Below are 14,343 nucleotides of genomic sequence, written 5' to 3' on the forward strand. Positions count from 1 at the left end.
TTCGCCGAAGATCGCCCGCAGTTGATGAGGCCCAAAAGCGACAGTCCGTCTCTTAGCTGGGCCCGGGGGTGAATTGTCAGCCCCCTGATGCAGTACAATCGCCGCTTTTCATTGCCAACCAGCCGGCCATTCCGATGATCGAACCCAAGCGCGTGTTGCGCGCCCTCGCCGAACACTGGGCACTTCTGGAGCCACTGTGCGAGCACTTCGACCAAGGCACCCTGAGTCTTGCCGAACTGCGCTCACAACTGGCCACCCAGCAACTGGACAGTACGCCCCAGGACATCACCAACCTGCTGGACGTATGGATACGCCTGGACATCCTGGTCCCGGTGGCGAAAAGCCCGAACCGCTTCGAGCTCAACGCGCAGATCCACGACTTCCTCGCCTACCTGCGGCGTGAACACCGCCTGGGCCTGTGCCTGGAGATCGAAGCCTACCTGCGCCACCTGGAGCGCCTGGCAGGCTACATCCAGGACGCCTTCGAGATCCGCGACGGCCACGACCTGGCGCGCCAGCTGCGCCTGCTGGACATGCGGGTACGCGATGTCCTGAAGAAACTCGCCAACGACGAACAGGCCCTGGTGGCTGTGGCCGAACGGGCCAAGACCAGCGACCGGCAGATCCCCCTGCGCCAGCGCTACGCCGAGGTGCTGGCCACCTGGGACGAATACGTCGAGCCGATGATCCAGCTGGTGAACGCCGACGGCGCGTTCGAGCAGGGCGTGCGCAAGGTGGAGAACGTGCTGCTGCGCATGCTCACCGAACAGCAGCGCCTGGGCCACCTGGTGGACGACGACATGCTGCTGCGCACCCACGCGCGGATCCTGGAGATGCAGACCAGCGCCCAGCTGACCCTGCGCCATGCCCGGGAACTGCTGCTGCCGCTGCGCGAAGAGGCCCGCCGGCACAATGCCGTGACCCGTGGCGCCGCCCTGGCCCTGTCGGTCATCCGGCGCAAGGGCATCGACGCGGTGCCCCAGGCGGCGATGCCGATGTTCACCCGCCCGCAGAGTACCTTCCTCGGCAGCTCCGGCCAGGTGGAGGCCTATGTCTACGCCCTGGCCCGCTTCGAGCCCAAGCCGGCGCGCTTCCCCAAGGCCCACAAGACCCACAAGGGCCTGGCCCCCAAGGCGCCACGCACGGTCCGGGAAATGCTCGAGCGTTGCGAGAACGCGCTGCCGATGCCGGACCTGATGAGCTGGCTGCTGGACCAGGAACCGGACGGCGCCACCGACGAGCTGCTGTACTGGTTCTCCCGCTTGTCCCGGGAAAAACGCTTCAAGCGCGAGCGTCTCGAACGCCGCGAATACCACACCCAGGAGCACCAGGTCAGCCTGCGCTCCTTCGCCCTGCTCTCGGCTCGCGACGACCAGCCCGAGCAAACTGCGAGTAATGCCAATGCATCTTGATCTTTCCGAACTGTCCCAGCTGGCGCCGATCTTCCGCGAGCTGTTCAAGGGCTACCACGTCAGCCGCCGCGATCCGGAGCTGTACGCGCAACTGTCGAACTTCCAGGACCAGTACCGCACCCTGTTCAAGGCCCTGGGCTTCGAGCTGGTGTGCGATACCCGCGGCTTCTATTACTTCGTGCCGGACAACGCCGCCGCGCAGGTGAACAAGACCGCCCAACGCCTGGCGCTGTTCACCTTCATCCTGGTGGAGCACCTGGCCGACCAGGGCCGCGACCCGATCGCCGTGCTCGACGGCGGCAGCCTGGGCCGCGACGAGCTGCCCTCGCTGCTGGACAAGTACCGCGACCTGTTCATCCAGGCCGAGGTGCAGACCCAGGAAGAGCTGGAAGAAAAGATCATGCGCCGCATGACCCAGCTGGGCTTCGCCCTGGAGGAACCGGGGATCTACCGCTTCCTGCCGCCGATGCACCGCTTCCTCGACGTCTGCCTGTCGGTACAGCAAGACCGCGACCTGGCGGCCAGCCTGCACAGCGTGCTGCCATTGCCGACCCCAGTGCTGGTGGACGAGGACAGCGACGAGAAACTGCTGCAAACCGATGACCCGCTGGACCTGAGCGAATTCGACGAGTCCGAGGAAAGTGAAGAAGACGCGCTGGCCCGGGCCATCGCCGAAGAACAGGAGCTCGACGCATGAGCAAGGAACGCTACGGCATCCGCCGCTTTGCCCTTTTGAACACCGCTGGCTACAGCCTGGGCCTGTTCCCCCTGGAAGAGCCGCTGTCGGTCTACGGTGCGAACAACCTGGGCAAGTCGGCATCGATCAACGCCCTGCAATTCCCGATCCTGGCGCGCATGTCGGACATGAGCTTCGGCAAGTACAGCCTGGAGCAGTCGCGGCGCTTCTACTTCGCCTCCGACACCAGCTACATCCTGGTGGAAGTCTCGCTGCCCCACGGCCCCCACGTGATCGGCGTGTCGGGACGCGGCCCAGGCGGCGGCTTCGGCCACCAGTTCTTCGCCTACGCCGGGCAACTGGACCTGGCCCACTACCAGAAGGACGACACCTGCCTGCGGCAGAAAGAGCTGTTCACCAACCTGGAGCGCCATGGCCTGAAGGCCTACGAGCTCAAGCCCGATGAACTGCGGCGCCTGCTGGTCGGTGGCCACACCTCGATTCCCCTGGACCTGACCCTGATTCCGCTGCGTTCCACCAGCGAACAGAGCCTGAAGACCTTCCGCGCGCTGTTCATCAACCTGCTGCACATGCGCGAAATCACCGCGGCCAAGCTCAAGCAGCTGTTCCTCGATGCCTTCGAACACAGCCTGCGCTCGGGCAGCGTCGACTACATCGCCGCCTGCGACGAGGCGTTCCGCGATGTGCGACGCATGGAGCAGGACTACAACTCGCTGGTGGCCGCAGGCCCGCTGGTGGAGGCCCTGGCCAACGGCGTGAAGCAACGGGACATCCTGCGTGGCAAGCTGCATCGCCTGTCGCCGCTGCTGGACTCGCTGCTGGGCACTTGGTCGGACTACGCCAGTGCGCGCAAGGAAGAGCTGACCATCCAGGCCGAGCACTACCGCAACGAGCAGGACGCCCTGCAGAACGACCAGCGCAGCAGCACCCAGGAAATGATGCGCCTGGAACGGGAAATCACCGGCACCCAGCGCTGGCTGGGCGAGCTGTCGGTGCTCAAGCACCGCTTCGCCCTGGTGGATGACGTCAAGGTCCTGGAGCAGCAACTGCTGGCGGCCAAGGATGCCCACGACGAACTGGCCGGCGCCCTGGCCCAGTCCCGGCAGTTCTCCGCCGAAGACCTGGAAGAGCGCCTGCGCGACCTGGAAAAACGCCTGAAGTCGGTGAAACAGCAGCTCGACCACGCCGACAACAACAGCTACGCCCGCCTGCGCGAGGAGTTCTCCCAGCAGGATGTGGAACGCCTGATGCGCCTGTTCAACAGTGCGCTGTTCAGCCTGCCCCTGGGCGAGCACGGCATCGCCTTGGACGACAATGGCGAGTGGGTGAAATCCGTGGAGCTGATCCTCGACGGCTTCAAGGGCGAGCGCTTCGAAGTGCCCGGCCTGACCATCGACATCTCCCATATCGAACCACCGGCGTTGCAGGCGCTGGCCGACCGCGCGGCCCTGCGCGACCAGAAGGAGCGCCTGGAGAAGGAGCTCAAGCAGCTCAAGACCCAGGCCGCCGTGGCCGCCGACCGCGCCGCGAGCAAGACCCAGACCGAAGCCCTGTACCAGCAGGTACTGGATGCGCAGAAAGCCCTGGAAGACTTCCGCCGGACCCAGACCCTGAGCGCCGAGGAAGGCGAGAAGCTGGAGCAGCTGGCACAGATGGAAGCTGCCCAGGACGAACTCAAGCGCTCCAGCGACGCCTTCACCGAGCGCGTCCAGCAACTGTCGGCCAAGCTGCAATTGGTAGGCCGCCAGATCAGCGACATGGAAGCCAAGCAGCGCACCCTCGACGACGCCCTGCGCCGTCGCCAGTTGCTGCCGGCGGACCTGCCGTTTGGCACACCGTTCATGGAGCCGGTGGACGACTCCATGGACAACCTGCTGCCGCTGCTCAACGACTACCAGGACAGCTGGCAGGGCCTGCAGCGAGTCGATGGCCAGATCGAGGCGCTGTATGCCCAGGTGCGCCTCAAAGGCGTGGCCAAGTTCGACAGCGAGGATGATGTCGAGCGTCGTCTGCAGCTGTTGATCAACGCCTATTCGCACCGCACCGAGGAAGCCCTGACCCTGGGCAAGGCGCGCCGTGCGGCGGTCACCGACATCGCCCGGACCCTGCGCAACATCCGCAGCGACTACGACAGCCTGGAACACCAGCTGGCGCTGTTCAACCGCGAGATCAACAAGCGCCAGGTTTCCAACCTGCAGAGCTTCCGTATCGTCCTGGCGCCGAACAAAGAGGCGCTCAAGCACATCGACCAGATCATCCACAGCGCCGGCCAGTACGAGGAAGGCGAGACCCTGTCGGTGTTCGACCTGAGCCAGAGTGCCGAGCAGGACAACAAGAACGAAGAGGCCAAGGAGTACCTGGCGCGGCTGGTGGCGGCCAACCACAACCAGCTGGGCCTGAAGGACCTGTTCGAACTGGCGTTCGAGATCACCAAGGTCAACGGCCAGCCGGTGATCCATACCGACATCGATGGCGCGGCGTCCAACGGCACCACCATGACCATCAAGGCGCTGACCAACATGTACTTGTTGCTGCACTTGATGGACCGCGACCAGGCCGGGCGTATCCGCCTGCCCTACTACCTCGACGAGGCGGCGGACATCGACGAACGTAACCAGGCGGCGCTGCTTGAAACCAGCCTGCAACTGGGCTTCGTGCCGATCCTGGCCAGTGTGAAGCCGCAGGTCTCGGCCCAGGTGGCCATCGACCTGGAAGGCGGTAGCGGCCCGAACGGCATCTATATCGATGAAGCGGACTGGAAGTTCATCCGGCGCCACGACCAGGTCAAGGCGGTGATGAACGAACACGCCGAGGATGAAGCACAGACGGAGTTGGACGAAGCCTGATTTCCCTGCGCTGAAATACAAAGGCCGCCCTCTTGCAAGGGCGGCCTTTTTTATTGGGTTGGCGCTAGCGTGTTACCGGGGCGGCCGGTTGCTTGCCGAGGGGAATCTTCGGTGCCCAGGTCAGCCATTCATCCTCGAACTGGTCGAACAGCGGGAACGTCTGCTCGGGCCGCGCCGGGTTGCCCATGCGCTCGCCATCCGGGGTGGCGAAGGCGATGCCGCCCTGGATCAGGGTCTCCAGGGATTCAGTACGCACGGTCGCGCCCTTGAACAAGCCGAAATCCACGCCAAAGCCGCTGCTGTTCCAGAAGCGCGTGCCACCGCGTACCAATGGCGCGTACTTGGGCTCGATAAGGATATGGATCAGGACCCGATCGGCCGTTTGCCCCAACTCATAGCCGGTGACCTTGCCCACCGTTATCTCGCGGTAGGTCACAGGTACGCCGATCTTCAGCGAACCACGCCGGGCAGCGCTCAGCACCAGGCTCAGGCCGGGCTCCTGGACACTGGCCTGTGGTGGCTGTGGCAGGGCCACGAAGCTGGTTTGCCCGCCGAGGTTTTTCTCCGGTGGCTGGACCTCGATGTACTGGCCGGTGACCAGGGTCTCCAGGTTCGAGGTCTTCATCAAACCCAACTCGGGCTTGACCACCCAGAACTGGCTACCGACCCGCGCAATACGCTCGGGTACCTCGGTGATGCGCGCCTTGAGCATCACCGACTGCATATCGGGGCTGAGGGTGACTTGCTCGAGCTTGCCCACATCCAGGCCCTTGAAGCGCACCGGGGTGCCGGCACGCAGGCCATCGGCGCGATCGACCTTGATCTGCACCACAATGCCGCGCTGCGCTGCCTCTTCCTGGTTGGCGAACAGGCGGAACCTCGGGATGCGCTTTTTCAGCGGTACATCGGGTATTGGCGTATCGAAAGCGATGCCGCCGGCCATCAAGCTTTGCAACGACTCGCTCTTGATCTGGATGCCACCGGTCAAGCCACCCGTGAGGGTGATGCCGCTGACATTCCAGAAACGAGTCGAGCCGTTGACCAGCTTCTCGTACTCCTTCTCGATATGGACGCCGATCACCAACTGTTTGCGGGTGTGGGAAAACTGGTAGCTCTGTACGGCCCCGACCTTGACCTGTTTGTAGAGGATCGGGCTGCCGACCTCCAGGGAGCCGAGATTGTCGGTGAACAGCACCATGTGCAGGCCCGGTGTGCGCAGGTCCAGCGGTGGCGCCTTGGCCCGAGCCTCGAATTCACGCTGCGGCGCGGCGCCCTTGTCGCCCGGGCGAACGGCGATGTAGTTGCCCTTGAGTAGGGCCTCCAGGCCGGTGATGCCCGCCAGAGTGATGGATGGCTTGACGGTCCAGAACTGGGTGCCCTGCACCAGGTAATCTTCGGCCAGTGGGTCGAGGGTCAGTTCGGCGGTGGCGCTGGTCAGGTCGGAATCGACTTTCAGGGCTTTCAGGCTGCCGACCTGAATGCCTTTGTACATGACTGGGGTATGCCCGGCCTGCAAGCCTTCGAAATCGCTGAGCTTGACCTTGACCCGGATACCGGCCTGGGCGGCGTCGAAGTCTTCGTAGAGGCGAAACGGCAGGCTCGGATCGGTTGGCGGGCTGTCCTTGCGGTTTTCCGGAGTGGCGAAGGCAATACCGCCGGCCACGATACTGGCCAGGGATTCACTGCGAATCTTCAGCCCGCTCAGGTTGGCATCGACACTGATCCCGCTGGCGTTCCAGAAGCGCGTGTGCTTGCGCACCAGGCTGGCGTAGGTTGGCTCGATGTAGACCTTGAGCTCGACAGTGCTCTGGTCTTCGGAGAGTAGGTAGCTCTTGATCTGGCCGACCTGGATCTGTTTATAGAACACCGGGCTGCCGCGGGTCAGTGAGCCCAGGCGGTCGGCCTTGATGGTCAGGTGCAGACCGGGCTTGGCGTCGGACAGGGGTGGCTCTTCGACCAGCGCGGTGAATTTGCGTGTGGGGTCTCCGCCTTCTCCCGGACTGACGGCGATATAGTTGCCGGAGACCAGGGTTTCCAGGCCAGTGATGCCGGCCAGGCTGACGCTGGGCTTGACCAGCCAGAAGCGCGTGTTGGTCCTCAGGTACTGCTCGACGTCCTTGTTCATCTCGACGGTAGCGATCACGCCCCTCGAATTGCCTTCATCGTCCAGAGCGAGCGCCTTGACCTTGCCGACGGGCATGCCCTTGTAGAACACCTCGGTCTTGTTGGCCTGGACTCCTTCCCCGCTTTCAAAACGCAGTTGGATCTCGATTCCTGTCTCACTGTAGGCTCGCCATCCCAGCCAACCGCCAATAATCAAGGCAATGAGAGGTAACACCCAGATGGCCGACCAGTTGGAGGCCGGGCGGGTTTTGGCGGTAGGCAAATCACTCATGGTCGTCGTCCGACTCCGTGTTGTCCCAGATCAGTCGGGGATCGAAGGTTATTGCAGCCAGCATGGTGAGGATTACGACGCTGGCGAAGGCGACCGCTCCGAGATTGGCCTCGATGCTGGCCAGCCGCCCAAAGTTGACCACCGCCACCAGGATGGCGATGACGAAGATATCCAGCATCGACCAACGACCGATGAACTCGATGAAGCGGTACATGATGATTCGCTGCCGAGCAGACAACGGTTGGTGGCGCTGCACCGAAAACAATAGCAGGGCGATTCCCACCAGCTTGAAGGTAGGTACCAGGATACTGGCGACGAACACCACGATGGCAATAGGGATCATGCCGTGCTGCACCAACTGGATGACACCCGACATGATGGTGCTGGGGCTACCCTGCCCCAGGGCACTGACCGTCATGATTGGCAGGACATTGGCCGGGATATAGAGAATGGCGGCAGTCAGCAGCAATGCCCAGGTGCGCAGGATGCTGTTAGGGCGACGAGGGTGGATCATGGCTCCGCAACGGGTACAGGTTTGTCCCTCGCTGTTGGCTTGTTGCCGGTTCAACTCATGGCATTCGATACAAATCAGAATGCCTGCATCAATCGCCCGCATGTGCATCCTCTCCAGAAAGTGCCTGCCAAACCTGGTGAGGCGACATCACCACTTCCAACCAGACCTGTATCAGCAACAAAGAGATAAAACACACCAGGCCGAGGCCTAGGGTAATGGACGCCATATCGGCCAGTTTGACGATGGCGACCAGCACCCCCATGAGATAGACCTCGAGCATGCCCCAGTCCCGCAGGTGGTGATAGATACGGTAGAGCAGCAAGCCATAACTTCGGCCGATATTCCAACGGATGCTGAGTAACACTAGTAGTTGGCAGATCAACTTGAGCAAGGGGATCCCCATGCTGCACAGGAATACCACTACAGCCACGCCTTGCATGCCGGTGTCGAACAGTCCCAACACACCGCTCCAGACCGTGTCCTTAGAAGACTGGCCTAGCAGGTTGAGTTGCATGATGGGAAGGAAATTGGCCGGGACGTAGAGCAACAAGGCGGCGATCACCAAGGCCAGGCTACGCGATACAACCGCTTGGCGATGGGCGTACAGCTCGTAGCCACAGCGGGGGCATTGGGCCTTTTCTCCATGGGCCAGCACTGGCTTGCGCATCAGCAAGTCACACTCATGGCAAGCGACCAACTCGCTCAGCGGTAGTTCTGACACCCCGGGAGGGTCAACCGGATCCAGCATAGAGGGCTCAAGGATAAGGGGAACGGCCACTATTCTAGTGTTCTGACCTGAAAATAACTGCGCAATTTTTCATTCGAACAAGAGTGTTTTCGTTCGCGCAAAGACAAAACCCCAACTGCTTTCGCAATTGGGGTTTCGGAATTTAATCTTGACGATGACCTACTCTCACATGGGGAAACCCCACACTACCATCGGCGATGCATCGTTTCACTTCTGAGTTCGGGATGGGATCAGGTGGTTCCAATGCTCTATGGTCGTCAAGAAATTCTGTAGCTGAGCCGTTGTTTGGGCAACGTTCCAGCGAATGGGTATGCAATAGGTTTGTGTGCTGCAAACTTTCGGTTCGTGCGTCTTCACACACCGCAACTCGCTCTTAAGCAAATTGCTTGGGTGTTATATGGTCAAGCCTCACGGGCAATTAGTATTGGTTAGCTCAACGCCTCACAGCGCTTACACACCCAACCTATCAACGTCGTAGTCTTCGACGGCCCTTTAGGGGATTCAAGATCCCAGTGAGATCTCATCTTGAGGCAAGTTTCCCGCTTAGATGCTTTCAGCGGTTATCTTTTCCGAACATAGCTACCCGGCAATGCCACTGGCGTGACAACCGGAACACCAGAGGTTCGTCCACTCCGGTCCTCTCGTACTAGGAGCAGCCCCTCTCAAATCTCAAACGTCCACGGCAGATAGGGACCGAACTGTCTCACGACGTTCTAAACCCAGCTCGCGTACCACTTTAAATGGCGAACAGCCATACCCTTGGGACCGGCTTCAGCCCCAGGATGTGATGAGCCGACATCGAGGTGCCAAACACCGCCGTCGATATGAACTCTTGGGCGGTATCAGCCTGTTATCCCCGGAGTACCTTTTATCCGTTGAGCGATGGCCCTTCCATACAGAACCACCGGATCACTAAGACCTACTTTCGTACCTGCTCGACGTGTTTGTCTCGCAGTCAAGCGCGCTTTTGCCTTTATACTCTGCGACCGATTTCCGACCGGTCTGAGCGCACCTTCGTACTCCTCCGTTACTCTTTAGGAGGAGACCGCCCCAGTCAAACTACCCACCATACACTGTCCTCGATCCGGATAACGGACCTGAGTTAGAACCTCAAAGTTGCCAGGGTGGTATTTCAAGGATGGCTCCACGCAGACTGGCGTCCACGCTTCAAAGCCTCCCACCTATCCTACACAAGCAAATTCAAAGTCCAGTGCAAAGCTATAGTAAAGGTTCACGGGGTCTTTCCGTCTAGCCGCGGATACACTGCATCTTCACAGCGATTTCAATTTCACTGAGTCTCGGGTGGAGACAGCGCCGCCATCGTTACGCCATTCGTGCAGGTCGGAACTTACCCGACAAGGAATTTCGCTACCTTAGGACCGTTATAGTTACGGCCGCCGTTTACCGGGGCTTCGATCAAGAGCTTCGCTTGCGCTAACCCCATCAATTAACCTTCCGGCACCGGGCAGGCGTCACACCCTATACGTCCACTTTCGTGTTTGCAGAGTGCTGTGTTTTTAATAAACAGTCGCAGCGGCCTGGTATCTTCGACCGGCATGGGCTTACGGAGCAAGTCCTTCACCCTCACCGGCGCACCTTCTCCCGAAGTTACGGTGCCATTTTGCCTAGTTCCTTCACCCGAGTTCTCTCAAGCGCCTTGGTATTCTCTACCCAACCACCTGTGTCGGTTTGGGGTACGGTTCCTAGTTATCTGAAGCTTAGAAGCTTTTCTTGGAAGCATGGCATCAACCACTTCGTCACCTAAAAGGTAACTCGTCATCAGCTCTCGGCCTTAAGATCCCGGATTTACCTAAGATCTCAGCCTACCACCTTAAACTTGGACAACCAACGCCAAGCTGGCCTAGCCTTCTCCGTCCCTCCATCGCAATAACTAGAAGTACAGGAATATTAACCTGTTTTCCATCGACTACGCTTTTCAGCCTCGCCTTAGGGACCGACTAACCCTGCGTCGATTAACGTTGCGCAGGAAACCTTGGTCTTTCGGCGTGCGAGTTTTTCACTCGCATTGTCGTTACTCATGTCAGCATTCGCACTTCTGATACCTCCAGCAAGCTTCTCAACTCACCTTCACAGGCTTACAGAACGCTCCTCTACCGCATCACTTACGTGATACCCGTAGCTTCGGTGTATGGTTTGAGCCCCGTTACATCTTCCGCGCAGGCCGACTCGACTAGTGAGCTATTACGCTTTCTTTAAAGGGTGGCTGCTTCTAAGCCAACCTCCTAGCTGTCTAAGCCTTCCCACATCGTTTCCCACTTAACCATAACTTTGGGACCTTAGCTGACGGTCTGGGTTGTTTCCCTTTTCACGACGGACGTTAGCACCCGCCGTGTGTCTCCCATGCTCGGCACTTGTAGGTATTCGGAGTTTGCATCGGTTTGGTAAGTCGGGATGACCCCCTAGCCGAAACAGTGCTCTACCCCCTACAGTGATACATGAGGCGCTACCTAAATAGCTTTCGAGGAGAACCAGCTATCTCCGAGCTTGATTAGCCTTTCACTCCGATCCACAGGTCATCCGCTAACTTTTCAACGGTAGTCGGTTCGGTCCTCCAGTCAGTGTTACCTAACCTTCAACCTGCCCATGGATAGATCGCCCGGTTTCGGGTCTATACCCAGCGACTAAACGCCCTATTAAGACTCGCTTTCGCTACGCCTCCCCTATTCGGTTAAGCTTGCCACTGAATATAAGTCGCTGACCCATTATACAAAAGGTACGCAGTCACAGAACAAAGTCTGCTCCCACTGCTTGTACGCATACGGTTTCAGGATCTATTTCACTCCCCTCTCCGGGGTTCTTTTCGCCTTTCCCTCACGGTACTAGTTCACTATCGGTCAGTCAGTAGTATTTAGCCTTGGAGGATGGTCCCCCCATATTCAGACAAGGTTTCTCGTGCCCCGTCCTACTCGATTTCACTTCTAAGATCCTTTCGCGTACAGGGCTATCACCCACTATGGCCGCACTTTCCAGAGCGTTCCGCTAAAATCAAAGAAGCTTAAGGGCTAGTCCCCGTTCGCTCGCCACTACTAAGGGAATCTCGGTTGATTTCTTTTCCTCAGGGTACTTAGATGTTTCAGTTCCCCTGGTTCGCCTCTTACACCTATGTATTCAGTGTAAGATAACCATCTTATGATGGCTGGGTTCCCCCATTCAGAGATCTCCGGATCAAAGTCTGTTTGCCGACTCCCCGAAGCTTATCGCAGGCTACCACGTCTTTCATCGCCTCTGACTGCCAAGGCATCCACCGTATGCGCTTCTTCACTTGACCATATAACCCCAAGCAATCTGGTTATACTGTGAAGACGACATTCGCCGAAAGTTTGCAATATTTACAAACTTTACCTTAGCCTGATCCACTACCAGTGAAAGTAGTGTTCAGTCTATCTTTCTATCACATACCCAAATTTTTAAAGAACGATCTAATCAAAAGACTAGAAATCAACATTCGATTTGAATGCTCATTTCTAAGCTTTCAGAAGCAGTTTATGGTGGAGCCAAGCGGGATCGAACCGCTGACCTCCTGCGTGCAAGGCAGGCGCTCTCCCAGCTGAGCTATGGCCCCATAACAAAATTGGTGGGTCTGGGCAGATTCGAACTGCCGACCTCACCCTTATCAGGGGTGCGCTCTAACCAACTGAGCTACAGACCCAATTTCGAGCTTGTAACTGTTAGCTTGGAGCTATCAGCTTGGAGCTTAAAGCTGCTTCTATCGTCTTCTTCAATGAATCAAGCAATTCGTGTGGGAGCTTATGAAGCAGCTGATGTCGTCGATTAAGGAGGTGATCCAGCCGCAGGTTCCCCTACGGCTACCTTGTTACGACTTCACCCCAGTCATGAATCACACCGTGGTAACCGTCCTCCCGAAGGTTAGACTAGCTACTTCTGGTGCAACCCACTCCCATGGTGTGACGGGCGGTGTGTACAAGGCCCGGGAACGTATTCACCGCGACATTCTGATTCGCGATTACTAGCGATTCCGACTTCACGCAGTCGAGTTGCAGACTGCGATCCGGACTACGATCGGTTTTGTGGGATTAGCTCCACCTCGCGGCTTGGCAACCCTCTGTACCGACCATTGTAGCACGTGTGTAGCCCAGGCCGTAAGGGCCATGATGACTTGACGTCATCCCCACCTTCCTCCGGTTTGTCACCGGCAGTCTCCTTAGAGTGCCCACCATAACGTGCTGGTAACTAAGGACAAGGGTTGCGCTCGTTACGGGACTTAACCCAACATCTCACGACACGAGCTGACGACAGCCATGCAGCACCTGTGTCAGAGTTCCCGAAGGCACCAATCCATCTCTGGAAAGTTCTCTGCATGTCAAGGCCTGGTAAGGTTCTTCGCGTTGCTTCGAATTAAACCACATGCTCCACCGCTTGTGCGGGCCCCCGTCAATTCATTTGAGTTTTAACCTTGCGGCCGTACTCCCCAGGCGGTCAACTTAATGCGTTAGCTGCGCCACTAAAGTCTCAAGGACCCCAACGGCTAGTTGACATCGTTTACGGCGTGGACTACCAGGGTATCTAATCCTGTTTGCTCCCCACGCTTTCGCACCTCAGTGTCAGTATCAGTCCAGGTGGTCGCCTTCGCCACTGGTGTTCCTTCCTATATCTACGCATTTCACCGCTACACAGGAAATTCCACCACCCTCTACCATACTCTAGCTTGCCAGTTTTGGATGCAGTTCCCAGGTTGAGCCCGGGGCTTTCACATCCAACTTAACAAACCACCTACGCGCGCTTTACGCCCAGTAATTCCGATTAACGCTTGCACCCTCTGTATTACCGCGGCTGCTGGCACAGAGTTAGCCGGTGCTTATTCTGTCGGTAACGTCAAAACAGCAAGATATTAGCTTACTGCCCTTCCTCCCAACTTAAAGTGCTTTACAATCCGAAGACCTTCTTCACACACGCGGCATGGCTGGATCAGGCTTTCGCCCATTGTCCAATATTCCCCACTGCTGCCTCCCGTAGGAGTCTGGACCGTGTCTCAGTTCCAGTGTGACTGATCATCCTCTCAGACCAGTTACGGATCGTCGCCTTGGTGAGCCATTACCTCACCAACTAGCTAATCCGACCTAGGCTCATCTGATAGCGCAAGGCCCGAAGGTCCCCTGCTTTCTCCCGTAGGACGTATGCGGTATTAGCGCTCCTTTCGAAACGTTATCCCCCACTACCAGGCAGATTCCTAGGCATTACTCACCCGTCCGCCGCTGAATCCGTGAGCAAGCTCACTTCATCCGCTCGACTTGCATGTGTTAGGCCTGCCGCCAGCGTTCAATCTGAGCCATGATCAAACTCTTCAGTTCAATACTGCTTGGGTTTTTAAGAAACCCTAAACTTGGCTCAGCAATCTCAAATGACTATTTGATTTCTCGAATGGTCACTTGTGATGCTGACAATCTTTTTGACTATCAGTCTAACTACACAAGCACCCACACGAATTGCTTGATTCAGTTGTTAAAGAGCGGTTGGTTAAGATCTTTCGTCTCAACCGAGGCGCGCATTCTACAGCAGCCTCATTTGCTGTCAAGTGATTTTTCCAAGAAGCTTTCAAAGTTTCCTTTGTAACTTCAACCACTTGCGCTTTCGATCTCTCGTTAGCGGGAGGCGAATTCTACAGCGTTACACGCTGCTGTCAACACCTCTTTTTAACCGCTTTCGATCGAGAGGATCGAAACGCTAACAAGGCTACTTTCGCTGCCTTATC

6 protein-coding genes, 2 tRNA genes and 3 rRNA genes are annotated in these 14,343 nt (G+C 58.1%); 3 read left to right on the forward strand and 8 right to left on the reverse strand.

The genetic code is table 11. The annotated features are described in order from the left end of the window. Positions 1-134: 134 nt before the first annotated feature. Genes mksB through mksF form a run of 3 tightly spaced genes read left to right on the forward strand, consistent with a single transcriptional unit; the run spans position 135 to position 4,955 of the window. Complete coding sequence (gene mksB / locus I9018_RS27460) at positions 135-1,412, forward strand: Mks condensin complex protein MksB (protein WP_053132175.1); 1,278 nt, start codon at positions 135-137, stop codon at positions 1,410-1,412. Continuing rightward, positions 1,402-2,109 (forward strand): Mks condensin complex protein MksE, encoded by a 708-nt coding sequence (mksE, locus tag I9018_RS27465; protein WP_068580302.1) that lies wholly within the window; start codon positions 1,402-1,404, stop codon positions 2,107-2,109. Before mksB ends, mksE begins: the two co-directional genes overlap by 11 nt. Continuing rightward, positions 2,106-4,955, forward strand: coding sequence for an Mks condensin complex protein MksF (mksF, locus tag I9018_RS27470; RefSeq protein WP_068580300.1), 2,850 nt, complete (start codon positions 2,106-2,108; stop codon positions 4,953-4,955). The genes mksE and mksF overlap by 4 nt, the downstream gene beginning before the upstream one ends. A gap of 64 nt (positions 4,956-5,019) precedes the next feature. Here the strand turns inward: mksF and I9018_RS27475 are convergent, their stop codons facing one another. The 8 genes from I9018_RS27475 to I9018_RS27510 form a co-directional block, all read right to left on the reverse strand. Further along, the gene (locus I9018_RS27475; RefSeq protein WP_241108019.1) at positions 5,020-7,350 is read right to left on the reverse strand and encodes an MlaD family protein; all 2,331 of its coding nucleotides are present in this window, start codon (positions 7,348-7,350) and stop codon (positions 5,020-5,022) included. Next, entirely contained in the window at positions 7,343-7,966 is a 624-nt protein-coding gene (locus I9018_RS27480) for a paraquat-inducible protein A (RefSeq protein ID WP_241108020.1), read from the reverse strand. The genes I9018_RS27475 and I9018_RS27480 overlap by 8 nt, the downstream gene beginning before the upstream one ends. Then, positions 7,953-8,612 carry a paraquat-inducible protein A gene (locus I9018_RS27485; protein ID WP_241108021.1) on the reverse strand — a complete coding sequence of 220 codons (660 nt, stop codon included), beginning with the start codon at positions 8,610-8,612 and terminating at the stop codon, positions 7,953-7,955. Before I9018_RS27485 ends, I9018_RS27480 begins: the two co-directional genes overlap by 14 nt. Positions 8,613-8,758: 146 nt before the next feature. Next, positions 8,759-8,874: ribosomal RNA gene (gene rrf, locus I9018_RS27490) — 5S ribosomal RNA — on the reverse strand. A 135-nt stretch (positions 8,875-9,009) separates the two neighbouring features. Further along, positions 9,010-11,901 (reverse strand): 23S ribosomal RNA (locus tag I9018_RS27495). Positions 11,902-12,119: 218 nt separating this feature from the next. Further along, positions 12,120-12,195: transfer RNA gene (locus I9018_RS27500), tRNA-Ala, on the reverse strand. Between the two features lie 10 nt (positions 12,196-12,205). Further along, a tRNA-Ile gene (locus tag I9018_RS27505) sits at positions 12,206-12,282 on the reverse strand. Between the two features lie 123 nt (positions 12,283-12,405). Further along, a 16S ribosomal RNA gene (locus I9018_RS27510) occupies positions 12,406-13,942 on the reverse strand. The 16S, 23S and 5S rRNA genes sit together here with 2 tRNA genes alongside, the layout of an rRNA operon. Positions 13,943-14,343: the final 401 nt, after the last annotated feature.

The sequence above is a fragment of the Pseudomonas sp. MPFS genome (genome assembly GCF_022537035.1).
Lineage (GTDB): Bacteria > Pseudomonadota > Gammaproteobacteria > Pseudomonadales > Pseudomonadaceae > Aquipseudomonas > Aquipseudomonas sessilinigenes.